The 14,167-nt window shown below is 59.1% G+C and carries 13 protein-coding genes; 6 read left to right on the forward strand and 7 right to left on the reverse strand.

The genetic code is table 11. The features are described 5' to 3' along the window. The first annotated feature begins 369 nt into the window (after positions 1-369). From GRI44_RS10605 to GRI44_RS10615, 3 genes are all read left to right on the forward strand, one after another. The gene (locus GRI44_RS10605) at positions 370-903 is read left to right on the forward strand and encodes a CarD family transcriptional regulator (protein ID WP_160601760.1); all 534 of its coding nucleotides are present in this window, start codon (positions 370-372) and stop codon (positions 901-903) included. A 150-nt stretch (positions 904-1,053) separates the two neighbouring features. Further along, on the forward strand, positions 1,054-1,806 hold the full coding sequence (locus GRI44_RS10610; protein ID WP_232843111.1) for a head GIN domain-containing protein: 753 nt from the start codon (positions 1,054-1,056) through the stop codon (positions 1,804-1,806). Between the two features lie 112 nt (positions 1,807-1,918). After that, on the forward strand, positions 1,919-2,251 hold the full coding sequence (locus GRI44_RS10615) for a hypothetical protein (protein WP_160601761.1): 333 nt from the start codon (positions 1,919-1,921) through the stop codon (positions 2,249-2,251). 30 nt (positions 2,252-2,281) lie between these two features. Here the strand turns inward: GRI44_RS10615 and GRI44_RS10620 are convergent, their stop codons facing one another. Then, positions 2,282-3,220: an L-threonylcarbamoyladenylate synthase gene (locus GRI44_RS10620; RefSeq protein ID WP_160601762.1), complete on the reverse strand. Its 939-nt coding sequence runs from the start codon at positions 3,218-3,220 to the stop codon at positions 2,282-2,284. Between the two features lie 82 nt (positions 3,221-3,302). Here GRI44_RS10620 and GRI44_RS10625 point away from each other — a divergent pair, with 82 nt between their 5' ends. Continuing rightward, entirely contained in the window at positions 3,303-5,042 is a 1,740-nt protein-coding gene (locus GRI44_RS10625; RefSeq protein WP_160602346.1) for an acyl-CoA dehydrogenase, read from the forward strand. 62 nt (positions 5,043-5,104) lie between these two features. Here the strand turns inward: GRI44_RS10625 and GRI44_RS10630 are convergent, their stop codons facing one another. Next, complete coding sequence (locus GRI44_RS10630; protein WP_160601763.1) at positions 5,105-6,562, reverse strand: PQQ-dependent sugar dehydrogenase; 1,458 nt, start codon at positions 6,560-6,562, stop codon at positions 5,105-5,107. A gap of 78 nt (positions 6,563-6,640) precedes the next feature. Between GRI44_RS10630 and GRI44_RS10635 the strand changes: the two genes are divergently transcribed. Then, positions 6,641-7,123 (forward strand): GAF domain-containing protein, encoded by a 483-nt coding sequence (locus GRI44_RS10635; protein ID WP_160601764.1) that lies wholly within the window; start codon positions 6,641-6,643, stop codon positions 7,121-7,123. Between the two features lie 135 nt (positions 7,124-7,258). Continuing rightward, a complete protein-coding gene (locus GRI44_RS10640; protein WP_160601765.1) occupies positions 7,259-7,699 on the forward strand; it encodes a hypothetical protein in 441 nt (146 codons plus the stop codon). A 46-nt stretch (positions 7,700-7,745) separates the two neighbouring features. On the opposite strand, the gene GRI44_RS10645 is transcribed toward GRI44_RS10640, so the two are convergent. The 5 genes from GRI44_RS10645 to GRI44_RS10665 form a co-directional block, all read right to left on the reverse strand. Then, positions 7,746-10,517 (reverse strand): MSCRAMM family protein, encoded by a 2,772-nt coding sequence (locus GRI44_RS10645; protein ID WP_160601766.1) that lies wholly within the window; start codon positions 10,515-10,517, stop codon positions 7,746-7,748. 29 nt (positions 10,518-10,546) lie between these two features. Beyond that, on the reverse strand, positions 10,547-11,383 hold the full coding sequence (locus GRI44_RS10650) for a fimbrial biogenesis chaperone (RefSeq protein WP_160601767.1): 837 nt from the start codon (positions 11,381-11,383) through the stop codon (positions 10,547-10,549). A 218-nt stretch (positions 11,384-11,601) separates the two neighbouring features. Next, entirely contained in the window at positions 11,602-12,177 is a 576-nt protein-coding gene (locus tag GRI44_RS10655) for a DUF4402 domain-containing protein (protein ID WP_160601768.1), read from the reverse strand. 213 nt (positions 12,178-12,390) lie between these two features. Then, on the reverse strand, positions 12,391-13,392 hold the full coding sequence (locus GRI44_RS10660; RefSeq protein WP_160601769.1) for a ParB/RepB/Spo0J family partition protein: 1,002 nt from the start codon (positions 13,390-13,392) through the stop codon (positions 12,391-12,393). Further along, positions 13,389-14,165: a ParA family protein gene (locus GRI44_RS10665; protein WP_160601770.1), complete on the reverse strand. Its 777-nt coding sequence runs from the start codon at positions 14,163-14,165 to the stop codon at positions 13,389-13,391. Before GRI44_RS10665 ends, GRI44_RS10660 begins: the two co-directional genes overlap by 4 nt. Positions 14,166-14,167: the final 2 nt, after the last annotated feature.

Genomic DNA, 14,167 nt, shown 5'->3' on the forward strand with positions numbered 1-14,167 from the left:
GATTGCCCCTGTCTGAAACTCCTGCCCGGGCCACTGTAATGGTGTGTCCGGGCTTTGTTGTATTGGCGAGGCAGCTTGCGTTCTTTTGGCCAGCCGCCTGGGCCTTTAACGGCCAAACACCGTGGTTTGGCGCTGGATAACGCCCTCACCCAATTGTGTGATTGGCCTTAGATTCGCGAGTCTGGCAATTTTGTTGCGAATCTGCTATATAATAGTGGAACTGCTCTGGCTCACGATGGGTAGAGTTAGTATCTGGAAAGGCGCAGACCCCCAACCACAGACAATTTCCCGCTTTCCGGCGCGGTATTCCGCGGCCTGCTGGAATGGCCTCCCTATGGTTCAGGTGCTGCCCGCACGAAAGGATTTTATATGGCAACCGAAGCAAACGTCTTCGACGTTGGCGATTATGTTGTTTACCCCAAACATGGGGTGGGTCGCGTCATCGAACTGCAAAATGAAGAAATCGCCGGAATGCAGCTGGAACTGTATGTCCTGCGTTTCGAAAAAGAGCGCATGACCCTGCGTGTGCCGACCAACAAGGTCGAAGCCATCGGGATGCGCAAGCTGTCCAGCGACAAGACGCTGAAGGAAGCCATGGAAACCCTCAAGGGCAAGCCCAAGGTCAAGCGCACCATGTGGTCCCGCCGTGCGCAGGAATATGAAGCGAAGATCAATTCGGGCGATCTGGTGTCGATTGCCGAAGTGACGCGCGACCTGTTCCGCCCGGAAGACCAGCCTGAGCAGAGCTATTCCGAACGTCAGATTTTCGAAGCTGCGTCCAGCCGCCTTGCCCGCGAACTGGCGGCGATGGAAAAGACGGACGAGCCTGCTGCGCTCGAAAAGATTCTCGACGTGCTGCGCGAACATGCGCCGCAATATTACGAGAACACCGAAGACGCGTAAGCGCGCGGGCCGGTCCATCGACCAGCGACATAATTCAATCGATCAGGGCCGTCCGAAAGGGCGGCCCTTTTTGGTGGTCAGCTTGCGAGCCGCCCGTTGCTGTATTATATCGGTAACACGCAAGAATGCAGGATTATGGAGGTAGGCAGCATGTTGCAGGATTTCTTCAGGAAGATTGCGCCTATCGCAGTCGCCGCAATGTCGGTCGGGCTTTCCGGGTGCGACGAGGCAAACGTGACAGTGAATGGCGAAAGCGGCGTTCCGCTGTCAGAACTGGACATGACGGGCGATGCACCAACCGAAGTGCTGCTGGCTGGGCCTGATACTATCGTCATCACCGACGGTACGAAGCTGGCAATCGATGTGGAAGGCGATGCCAAAACCGTCGCCGCAATGCGTTTTTCGCTGAAAGACGGCACGCTGGCCATCATGCGCGCAAAAGGAAATTGGAAGGATGGCGGCAAGGCGACTGTCAATATTACCATGCCATCGCCCGAAGCGCTGATCCTGGCCGGGTCGGGCACCATCAACGCTGCGTCCCTCGCCAGCCAGGCTGATGTCAAAATCCTCGGCAGCGGCAAGGCATCGACTGCCAGTATCGCGGCGGATAAGCTGGAAGTCACTGTCGCTGGTTCGGGCACCTATCTGGCGTCAGGCGTGGCCAAGGCGCTGGATCTGACGGTGGCAGGCTCTGGCAGTGCGCGGATGGGCGGCCTCAAGGTCGAAACGGCGGACATCAAGATCGTCGGTTCTGGCGATGCCGAATTCGCATCCGATGGCACGGTCGATGCCAGCATCATGGGATCGGGCGATGTCACCATCACCGGCCGCGCTACCTGCAAGGTGAAATCCATGGGTTCCGGCACGGTCACTTGCCAGAACGTAACGCAGGAAACGGAATAAGGCACACAATCTGCCGCTGAATGGCGTTTCAGTCTGATGGGAATGTTTGATATCGGCTGATTAATCGACCGGACACATCAAACAGGCTATGCGGCGCTGGAAAGGAATTTTCATGCGCCGCATTGCCCCTGCCTTTGCTGTATGTGCAGCCCTGTCATTGTCAGGCTGCCTTGCGAAAACCGCGCTGGACGTGGTCACCGCGCCGGTGAAAATCGCTAGCAAAGCCGTTGACCTTGCTACCACCAGCCAATCCGAAGCTGACGAGAAACGCGGGCGCGAATTGCGCAAGCGGGAAGAACAGCTGGGCAAACTCGACCGCCAGCGCGAAAAGCTGGCCCGGGAATGCGATGACGGAAACAATTCCGCCTGCCGGGATCTGGTCGATGTGGAAGAAGAAATCCGCCTGCTGGTCCCTACCGTGCCGGTGGAACGCCAGCCGCGCTAAAGTGTTAGAATAGTGTGGCGGCCCTGAATTTCAGGCCGCTGCGCGTCGAAGCCGATCATTAATGGCAATGCCCACGCCCGTATGCGGCACAGGCGCAACGGCAATTTTTGCAAAACCGGAATCACCAGCGCGGTGCAGCGCTGCGTAAAGCGCGCCTGCGGCTTCTTCCAGATCGGCAGAAGCTGACAGATTATCGTGCCCGGCGATGTGCCCGAACCCGATCAGATATTCATCTGCCTGCGCGCTATCTGCATTCAGCCGCACCGGCTTTCCGGGTGAATAATGTGATGCCATCTGGCCCGGCGCTTCCAGCCTGCCGCCGACCGCGCTGGCCGCATCCTGCCCGGCTGTCGCCTCGATTGTAATCGGGCCCGGTCGTAACACGTCGATGGTGCCGTCATGGCGGACCGCTACTATCGTTGATTCCACGCCTTTTTCGCACGGGCCAGCATCCAGTATCAGGTCGATCCGCCCGTCCAGCGTGGCTGCCACATGGGCGGCGCTGGTGGGGCTGACGGCGTTGCTCCTGTTGGCAGAAGGGGCCGCCAGCGGGCAGCCACTTTCCCGGATCAGCGCCCGCATCGCAGCATGGGCCGGCATCCGCACCGCGATGGTCGGCAGGCCTGCAGAGACCGCAGCGGTAACCGGCGCCCCGCCCAGCAGTGGCAGGACCAGTGTCAGCGGGCCGGGCCAGTAGCGCGCTGCCAGCGCCTTTGCCGCGTCACTGAAATGCGCCAGCGTTTCTGCCTGATGGAGTGTATCGACATGGACGATGAGCGGATTGACGCCGGGGCGTCCTTTCGCATGGTAGATTTTTGCAACCGCCGCGGCATCATCGGCGCGGGCCGCCAGACCGTACACAGTCTCTGTCGGAACCGCCACAATGCCCCCACCGCGCACGATTCGCGCAGCGCGCGCAATTCCGGCATCGTCAGCCCATACCGTTTCCGTAGCGTTCTTGCCGGACATGCCGCCGCGCTATAGGTGGGAGGCAGAAAAGCCAAGCTCTTCCGGCGTATCTGCCGCGAAAGCTGCAAAGGAATTTGACGTGATCCCATATACCGCGCCCACCCATGACCAGCTGCTCGCCATCAATATCTGCGCTGAAATCGAACATCTGGCGCAGAGCGAACGTTTCGCCGCGGCAGAGCCTGACATGGTTGAAGCCATCGTTGACGGCATTGGCGGGTTTGCCGCTGGCGAGTTTGCCCCGCTCAACCGTGCGGGCGATCTGGGAGGGGCAAAACTGGAAAACGGCATTGTGCGCCTGCCTGACGGATTTGCCGAGGCCTATGAAGCCTATGTCGCCCAAGGATGGAACGCGATCGGTTCCCCCACCGAATATGGCGGGCAGGGCCTGCCTTTCACCCTTGCCTGCAATGTGCTGGAAAATCTGGGCAGCGCCAACATGGCCTTCACTCTCCTGCCGATCCTGTCTGTCGGCGCGGTTGACGCATTGGCTGATCATGGCAGCGACGCGCAGAAATCGCTGTATCTGCCCAAGCTGGTCAGCGGCGAATGGTCCGGCACCATGAACCTGACCGAACCGCAGGCTGGCAGCGATGTGGGCGCCCTGCGCAGCACCGCCACGCTGATCGCGGATGGCGAACATGCCGGAAAATACCGCATCACCGGCCAGAAAATCTACATCACCTGGGGCGAGCATGAACTGGCCCGAAACATCATCCACCTGGTGCTGGCCCGCCTGCCCGGCGCACCGGAAGGCACACGCGGCATCAGCCTGTTTGTCGTGCCCAAATATCATGTGAACGCCGATGGCTCGCTGGGCGGCAGGAACGATCTGCGCTGCGTCAGCCTGGAACATAAGCTGGGCATCAATGCGTCACCCACCTGCGTCATGAGTTATGGCGACAATGGCGAATGTATTGGCGAATTAGTTGGCGCGGAAAACCGCGGTCTGGCGGCGATGTTCACGATGATGAACTCGGCCCGCATCAATGTAGGCAGCCAGGGGGTGCAAATTGCCGAACGGGCCTTGCAGCAGGCCATGCATTACGCTGCTGACCGGGTGCAATCAGCCCGCGCAGGATCGCCTGACCGCCATTCGGTTGCGATTATCGAACATCCAGATGTGCGCCGTATGCTGCTGCGCATGAAGTCCCTGACAGAAGCCATGCGCGCACTGCTGTATTACACCGCCGGGCAGGTGGACCGCGGCGCATTGGGCGATGAAGCCGCCGCGCGCCGCGCCGAAGTGCTGGTGCCGATGATCAAGGCCTGGGGCACAGATACCGGCGTGGAAGTGGCCAGCATTGGCATTCAGGTGCATGGCGGCATGGGCTTTGTCGAAGAAACAGGCGCAGCGCAGCATTACCGCGACGCGCGCATTGCCCCCATTTACGAAGGCACCAATGGTATTCAGGCGGCTGATCTGGTCACGCGCAAGCTGGGCTTTGAAGATGGCGCAGTATTTGCCGCACTGATGGCGGATGTGGCCCGCGACAGCGCTGATGAGCCTGCCTTGCAGGCGCTTGCCAATGCGTGCGCCGACATTGGCCAATGGATGCGCAGCGATGCCAGCCTGGATGATCGGCTGGCAGGCAGTGTGCCGTTCTGCACCATGTGCGCCGTGGCCGTGGCAGGATGGCAGATGCTGAAACAGAAACGCGCGGTAGAGGCAGGCCATTCGCCTGCCCTGGCCGCGACTAAGCCGGTTACGGCGCGCTTTTTCCTTGACCATATTGTGACCGAGGCTGCGGGCCTCAAGGCATCCGCCACAGCGGGCGCAGGCCTGCTGTATGAATTGACCGCAGACCAACTGGCCGGCTGATTACGGCCTGCTGCTTACTTCCAGCCGCTTACGAGCGACCGATAACCGCCAGCGGCCCTCCCTTACTGGGCGACTTGCTGGCGGGCATATTCTTCCTTGAAGCGCACCTGAGGATCGCCGCGCAATTCGCGCTGCGGCGGCAGTGACTTGGTGCGCGTGGTGGCAATTTGCGCCGATGGCTGCGCGCCCGGTGCGGTGACGCGCCAGATGATGCCGGCTGTATCGTCGCTGACCAGCAGCGAACCATTCCCAGCCCATGTGACCCAGGTGGGCCTGCCCTTGGTCGTGCCCTTGCCCGTCAGGAAGCCCGTCAACACCGGCACTGGCTTGCCTTGCGGATTACCGCGCGCATCGAAGGCGACATAGACCACATCATAGCCCGATGCAGGTTTGCGGTTCCACGAACCGTGGCGCGCAATGAACGCGCCGTTGCTGAACCCATCACCCATGGTCGTGCCCTGCTGCGAAAACACGAGGCCCAATGCAGCGACATGAGGGCCAAGGGCATATTCCGGGCGGCGCGCATATTCGTTGGTGTACGCGGGCATCGGTGCCTTTACGCGCTGGTCGATCGTGTCCTTGTAGTAAATCCATGGCCAGCCATAATTGGAGCCAAGCGGCACATTGGTCAGATAATCCGGCACCAGATCGGAGCCAAGCTGATCACGTTCGTTGACAGTGGTCCACAATTCGCCGCTCCACGGGTTCCAGGCCAGACCGTTGGGGTTGCGCAGCCCAGTGGCAAACAGCCGCTGGCGGCCTTCCGCCAGATCATATTCCCAGATGGCCGCGCGCCCTTTTTCCACGTCCATTCCATTTTCACCGATGTTGGACGCGGACCCGACTGCGACGTAAATTTTCGTCCCTTCAGGGTTGATGGTAATGTTGCGCATCCAGTGATTGCCTGCGGCAGGCAGATCCATCAGTTTCTCAGCAGCGCCGGAAACCGTCGTGCTGCCCATGGCATAAGGGAATTTCAGCAATTCATCATGGTTTGCAATGAACAGGGTGCCATCATTCCACGCGATGCCGGACGGCGAATCAAGATCATCACGCAGCACCTGGCGCACATCTGCACTGCCATCGCCATCAGTATCGCGCAGCAGCACCAGCTTGTTGGGGGATGGCCCTGTCGCGCCAGCACGGGACATCAGAAGATTGGCAATCCATGCCGTGATGCCGCCACCATCGCCCGATGACGGTCCGCGGGTCAGCGTCACCAGCACATCGCCATTGGGCATGGTGTACATCACGCGGGGATGGTCCAGACCTTCGGCAAAGCGCGTTACTGCCAGGCCTTGTGCTGCGGCGGGCACTTCGTTCGCAGCCCAGCCGACAGGCTCGGCGATGTTCACCGTCGGGATAGCCTCGGCCTTGGGTTCTTCCAGCACCGGATCAGTGCCGGTCACGGCCGCGACATCCAAACTGGCGCGGTCCCCCTGTACGACCCATGCGGCCGCAAAAATAACCAGTAGGATTAGGACAAGGACCCAGGCGAGTATCTTCTGCTTTGTGCTCATGATCAAATCGATAAGCCAGTGCGCGGTTTGCTGCAATCATTGGTTGCAGCAGGCCCGCCGCACGCTAGATAGAATTGCATGTATGATTTTACCGCAGATGCCGATCTTGCCCCCGCCGAAATGCACCGCCAGCTGGTGCAGGCATGCGATGCATTGACCAATGGGGAAAGCGACGGCGTGGCCAATATGGCCAATGTCGCGGCACTGATGTGGGAATTTATCCCGCGCCTCAACTGGGCCGGTTTTTACCGCGTCATCGATGGCGAAATGGTGCTCGGCCCTTTTGTCGGCAGGCCGGCCTGTATCCGCATCCCCATGGGGCAGGGCGTGTGCGGCACTGCTGCCAGCGAAGGAAAAACGCAGCTGGTGGAGGATGTTCACGCTTTCCCGGGGCATATTGCCTGCGATTCTGCGAGCAATTCCGAATTGGTGGTGCCCATTATGCGTAATGGCCAGGCGATTGCCGTGATCGATCTCGACAGTCCGGATCATGCCCGGTTCACTGCCGAAGATGCCTCGGGCGTGGAAGCACTGGCGCTAATGCTGTCCAGCCGGATCTGAGCCTCCAGACCTTTAATGCTTAACGGTGGCCGGCCCGAAACGGGACGCAGGCAAAGCTTTGTTTGGAAATGCGCGGCAGAGGATGGTAAAAACACCCTTGCATTTCCGTCCATGTCAGGACGCGTGACACGGGGTATGACTATGCGTATTCGCCTGCCATTGTGGACTGCCGCTGCGTGCATCACTGTTTTTGCAGCCGGCCACGTCGCTGCCCATCCGGTGGCCGTGGGCGAGGTGCCAGTAAATCCCGATGCACAGTATCACCATGCTGACCCCGCGCCGAGTGGCGCAGACTTCCAACCGGCCTGGACAGAGCACCGTTACAAGCACGACTGGCACCATGATGCATATCGGCAGCCCGAAGCTTGCGTCTGGCACGAAGCGTCGCCGCAAGGATGGCAGGGCTGGCAGGGGCAGTCAGACAATATGTGCGCAGTGCAGCCCATCCTGTTGGATGATCTGGCCGCGCGCTATCCCCACGGCATTGGCCCCGTCATGCTCGTGCCTGTCATGGTGGCCATTCCCCAGCGCGCCGTAATCCGCGAATATGTTACCGAGGAATGGATCGAGGAATAGGCCGGTCTGCCAGCCCACCCATACTCCAGAAAAACACCATGCAAAATCAGTCAGGTGATGCTGACGCCATAGCGCCGCTTCGCAGTCCTGAAATGGCGCCGGTGCTGGGCATGGTGGCAGCCTGAGCAATGGTAAAGCTGCCTTTTTGCAGTTGGATAATTCCCATCCGCGCCACATCCTTGTCCCGGGCAAGCTCGACCGCATCCTGAATCTGGCCGGTGACGCCCAGTGCCCTCGCGGCATCAGCGGCTACCCGGATGCGATAACGGCCATAGGGAATGCGTTCAAACAGGAAGAAACCGTCAAATTCGCTCACTGTGCTGGCAACAATGGCCCCGCGCGAATCAATCAGTTCCAGCGCGACCCCTGCCGCTTCCACGCCCGAAGTCGAATGGATGACCCCTTCCACTTCGCCCGATGGGGACACGGGCAATTCAATGACCGTTGCCACGCCAGGCCGCGGCACGACCACAATCCCCTTGGTCGACGCGGCGAGATAGGGATCACCCAGCGATGATTCGTCAATCCCCACCATTACCGGCACGAAGGGGCGCAATTCGTCGACAAAAGCCCGGCCATTTTCATCGGTTATGGCATCGGTGGTGCGGAAGCCGGCTTCGACATAGACATCTTTCAGCACTTCCTCGTCCGGACCACGGCGGCCATCGCCATTGTCATCACGGAATACGGTGACGGCGGCCTGCCCGCTGCGCGCCAGTTTCTTTTCCGAAAAACGGATGCCGCCATCCAGCGGGTCCGGGCCGAAGCTGAAGGAAAGTGCAATATTGGCACCAATCCCCCCGTTTTTCGAATAGCGCGCATCTGTGCGAAGGGAGAATTTGTCGAACCTGCGCGAATAGCCAAGGCTGAATTGTGTATCATCCGAACGTGCGTCATATTCCACTTCGGCAGAAATATCCGATCGGTCGTCCAGCCCCTTGTCGGTGGATACAACCGCGCGGCTGAACCCCTTGTCTTCCCCTTCCAAGTCAAATTGCGCTGACCCGCGCAGGCGCAAGCCAAACATGCGGGTGTTGGCCAGCAGGCGAAGCTGCGTTTTCCTTAGGTCGCGCTGGTCATCTGCCGCATCGCGCACATTGCGCTCCAATTGCGCCGTCAACGCAATGCTGCGCATGGACACTGCAGTTTGCGTTAAGAATTTGGTAATATTTGTTCCGTCCCGCAGGGTGGACTGGCCGAAACTGGCCTGCAATGGCAGGGTAAGGCTGCCCAGACGCAACGCCGTGTCGAAATTGACAGCGAAACTATGGCGAAGGCCTTCCTCGACAAATTCACTGATAAAATCTCCGCCAGCCCAGGTGGCCGCTGCACCAAAATTGACCGGCCCCACTCGGCCAAGGGCATTGGCCTGCACCGCCATGCCCGCGCCCAATTCATGAGCGCCGCTCAATTCAAGCTGCATGGCCCCCATGGACCTGTAAACGCCCCCCTCGAGATAGTTGCGCCGGCGCCCGTTCAGGAACAGGCTTTGCGCGCCCACGGCGATGCTGGTGCGATCATTAAGGCCATGTTCCAGACCCAAACCCCCACGCCAGGCATCGGCGGTTTGCGTATCCTTCTTGTGCAACTCGAACAGATCGCGGTTCTGCTGCAGAATCCCTGCCCAATAATAGGTCTTGCCTGGTTCGATATTGCTTTGCCCCACAGGATGGTCAAAACGCTCGCGCCGGATTTGCCCCTGGGGCCCGTAAAGCACGACTTCGATGTCATTGCGCCCGTAGAACAGGTCAATATCGAAAAATTCGTAGCGGCCCGATGCCGTGTCCGATTGAAAAGCGATGAGCTGCCCGTTGCGATACAATTCCGCGTCCCATCCGGTCGGCAAAGTGCCGCGGACGGTGGTGGTGGAAAAGCGCGATTGGCGGCCGACTGGCTGGTTGGTGATGAACGCACCGCGGCCAACCGCAGTCTGACCGGTCAATTGGCCCGATTGTGTCTGCACATCGCCTGCGGCCATTTCGGTGGCGCGCAGCGGCCCAAGAAGATTGGCTGCCTCGTCGCGTCGGTATGCCCGCACTCGCAAGGAATCTGGCCGGAGCGAGCCATCGGAACTCAACCGCGCATCGAAGGCAGCGCCCGCAATCTCGCCGGCAGCATATAATTCATACCGCGCGTCAAGCTGCGACTTTCCGCCGGGCATAGAGGTATATGTGCTGCGAACTACCGCATCCACCGATGGCGTGCGCCACACACGATATTCCGCATCCGCTCTCGGATAAGCGCTCAAATCAAACGGTGCCGGCTTTGCACGAAGTCGCGCGGCGCGACTTTTTCGCTCCAGCGTCTCCAGGAATGGCAGCCTCGTCTCACTCTCAACGCGAATTACGGAGTTATAAAGCTCCGGCTTAAGCGTGATGCCGAACCAGCGGGACAATGCTTTGCTGTTTACGCACCAGCCTTCCGGAGTGTCGTAAATATCATTTCCGAGTGGCGAAAGAGTATCGTTCACGTTTTGTACCGTGCCGGCTTCTCGGTCGAGAGTGAATTTCTGGTCTTCCCTGAACAGCCAGCCAGTTGCGCGGCGCGACTTTTTATCCAGTCTGATTGGCAGATCGAACGACTGTATGACGTCACCAAGATCAAGGCAGATTCCCGTATCTGTTTGATATCCTCGGATTTCATTGGCGAGAGTATAGGTGCCGACGGCCACCTGGAGCAGGATAGCATCATCATCGCTGACCTGCCATGGCGCCGCGGCAACTTGTGCCTTTGCTGGCGGGGTTGCGGGCACAGCAACGCCAAATGCCGCCGCGAAGATCGCAGCGGCACTCAGCGTTAAAGAACTGTGCCTGGTCATATCAACCCGGTCCGGTCAGCGCGCCAGTCTCAGCCCAAAACCGTTTCGACAGATGCAATGACGCGGCCACCGGCTTCTGGCATCTCGCGATATTCGAACCGCAGCTGCCCCTTCATCTGCGCTGCCTGTTCCGCTGACAGCGGGAACTGCATGCGCCGTTCGTCAACTTCACTGTAGATTGCGACACCGCGTGCCATGAAGACAGGTTCCGAGCTGCCGGGGCGGACAACGCGCAATTCCCCATAGGTGGAACTTTCGCCACTGCGACTCATCGCGAGGCGCAATTCAGGACCGTTTTCGCCTGTCACAACTTGCGGATTGTTGATCGCGACGGTCGCTTCAATACGGCCATTGCGCACGATGATGGGAATGGTGACCCCGTAAATGGGAATAAGATTGATCTGGATGCCTTCGGCTTTTTCAGCAGCCTCTGTCACAGGGCGAGGCGTGGGGATGGCGCGGAAGGACATATGGACGCGATATTCCCCGTCGGGAATGTCGGCACCCGGGCGCGCGCTGATGCGCACTGCCTGTGGCTGGCCCGGCGGAAGGGTTATCCGGCGCGGGGCATAGCGGATCATCGACATAGCGGCTTTTTCAACTTCATTCGCGTCTGCTTCTTCCACATCGACAAGGTCGCCATCTTCAGTCATCCGCCGCAGTTCCAGGCCGATGCGATAGGTCGCCTCGTCGCTCCCGACATTGCTCAGAATGACTTCGGTGCCCCGGCGGCCATCCAGAATGATTCTGGTAGGCGCCACGAGAAGATCGCCTTGTGCAGATGATGGCGTGCCAGAAAAAGCGCCAGCCAGAGCAGCGCAGGCAGCAAATGCGCGGTACAATCCGCGGGTAAAAGGTCGTTGCATTGGTGTCGGATCCCCGAAAAGTTTCTGCCAAATTCAGCGGCATGTCCGTAATTCTACGGGCTTTGTATCGGCTTAAGGTTAAAATCCGTTAAACATGAGCGTGCCGGATGGAGCGGACGAAGCGTGGCGCCGTTGCACAGGAAAAAGGCCGCATCCTTGCGGACGCGGCCTCTCCACCCCTGGTTTGATCATCGACCAAACCACGGTATTTCAGCTATTTAGAGGTAATCGACCGCAACTACGAAGGAACCAGTGTAGGTGCCAACTGTTTCTGCGCCGTCGAAAGAGATCGTGCCGCCAACCGAGAAATCTGTGGTCGAGCCGCCGCCAACCAGCGACGCTGTATAATAGGAAGTGCCTGCTGCTGGGGTAACCAGTGTCTTGTTCGTGGTCATGCCGCTCAGAACGATGGTCTCATCGGCACCGCCACCGACAGTTACGCCGTTCACAAGATTAGTGACTTCGCTGAAATCAATGCGAACTGTCTTGCCGGTTGTGCCACCTTCGATCGAGAAGGTCGCAAGCCCGGTTGTGCCGCTGCACAGAATATCGCCGCTTCCGCCATCACAATTGCGCGAACCATCGGTGGGGTTCAGTGTTACGGTACCGGCGTTGCCTGTTGCCAGCACCACTGCGCCAAATTGCAGGTCGGTGTTCTTTGTGAGCGTGAAAGCGTCAAGAATTTCTGCAAAGGCGTCGGCCGAGGCGCTATCTTGCGCCTGAGCGGCGGTGGCCATGCCCATCGAGGCAGCAAAAGCGACGCAAGCTACGCCGGTACGAAAAAGCTTTTTCATGTTGTCCTGGTCCTTCCAAGGGTGGTCTTCGATCCCGTGCGGGAAAACCGACCTGGCTCCCCGCCGAACAGACCTTGTGGTCGTCCGATGACCCCTATGTAGAACCACGCAGTTCAATCTTTGCTTCCGGGTATGGTTAACGCGTCAACACCGTTTTGTTAATATTTTCTGCCTGCAAGGCGCGTCAATTTTCAAGTAACCTTTTGTTTTTGCTCAAATGTCTCCGCCGGTCAGTCTTTGGCAGACCAAATCCAGCTGGTCGAGCGTCCGATAACGGATGGTAACGGTGCCGGATCGGGGGTCAGTATCGGTCTTTATTTTCACCGGAAGACCAAGGAATTCCTCGAGATGGCCTTGCACTGCCACAATATCGGCGTCCTTTGCCGGGTCGCGCGAGGTGCGGACAGTGCGCCGATTCGTTTCCTGAGTTGTCGAACCTGCGCGAATCATCCGTTCTACATCTCGCACGGATAATTTCTGCGCCACGACCTGTTTTGCCAATGACGCGGCATCATCATGCCCGATCATTGCGCGGGCATGTCCCATCGATAATTTGCCGTGCTCTACCAGCGCCAGCACATCATCCGGCAAGGCCAGCAGGCGCTGAAGATTGGCAACGTGGCTGCGCGATTTATCGACCAGCCGCGCTATTTCCGCCTGAGTCAGGCTTTCATCATCTGATAGGCGTTGATAGGCGCGCGCTTCCTCGACCGGATTGAGATCTTCGCGTTGAATGTTTTCAATCAGGGCGAGAGCCATAACTTCGCGTTCATCCAGTTCTCGGATGATTGCAGGTATTTCGTGCAAGCGCGCCTTTTGCGCGGCCCGCCAGCGCCTTTCACCCGCCACCAGCTGGTATCGGCCGCCTGCCAGCGGCCGCACGATGATAGGCTGAATGACACCTCTGGCCGCGATGGATGCTGCCAATTCGTCCAGCGCGTCTTCATCGAAATGAGTGCGTGGCTGGCCGGGCAATGGTTCAATCGAGGCGACACTCAAGGACGCCATGCCATTGGCAGTTATCCTTGCTGGCGCTCCTGGCTCAGCTGGCGACGCGCCATCGGAAGATTTCTCGGCCTGCTGACGCACCAGTGGCTCTTCACGCCGCGTTTCGCCAAGCAAGGCGCTCAGGCCCTTGCCGAGCTTTTTCTTGTGATCGGCGGCATTGCGCGGTTGCATGGCAAAGCGGGCTGTTTCGGTCGGGGCATCACTCATGCGGCTTTCCTTTGTTCAGGCAGTCGCCCGATTAATTCACGCGCAAGGGCAATATAGGCGCGGCTGCCGGCGCAGGCATGATCATAGACCAGGGCTGGCAAACCGTGGCTGGGTGCTTCGGACAGGCGGACGTTACGCGGAATTACCGAATCGAAAACCAGCGACCCGAGACAATCGCGAACATCGTCGGAAACCTGATCAGTCAGCCGGTTTCTGCGGTCAAACATTGTCAGGACCACGCCAATAATCCCGAGATCGGCGTTAAACCGCTGCTGCACTCTTTCTACGGTCAGCAAAAGCTGGCTGAGCCCTTCCAGCGCGAAAAATTCGCATTGCAGCGGCACCAGAAGCGTATCAGCAGCCCCCAAGGCGTTCAGCGTCAGCAGGCCGAGCGATGGCGGGCAATCGATGAAGCAGATATCATGATCGGTATGCCCGGAAAGCGCGTTGGCCAATCGGGCGGTCCGATCATCGACTGTCACAAGTTCAACCTCGGCGCCGCTCAGGTCCACCGTAGCCGGCACAATATCCAGTCCTGGAATACCAGTTGCCTGCATGCAATCATCAAGTGAGATCTCATCTACCAGAATGTCATAGCTCGAGCGTTCACGAGCATTCGTGGCCACCCCCATGCCAGTGGAGGCATTTCCCTGCGGATCCAGATCAATCAGAAGCGTTTTCCATCCCGTAGCGGCCATGGCCGTCGCGATATTGATGGCTGTGGTGGTTTTACCCACTCCACCCTTCTGATTCGCAATTGCGATCGTGATCATCC

It is taken from the genome of Allopontixanthobacter confluentis (genome assembly GCF_009827615.1).
Classification (GTDB): Bacteria; Pseudomonadota; Alphaproteobacteria; order Sphingomonadales; family Sphingomonadaceae; genus Allopontixanthobacter; species Allopontixanthobacter confluentis.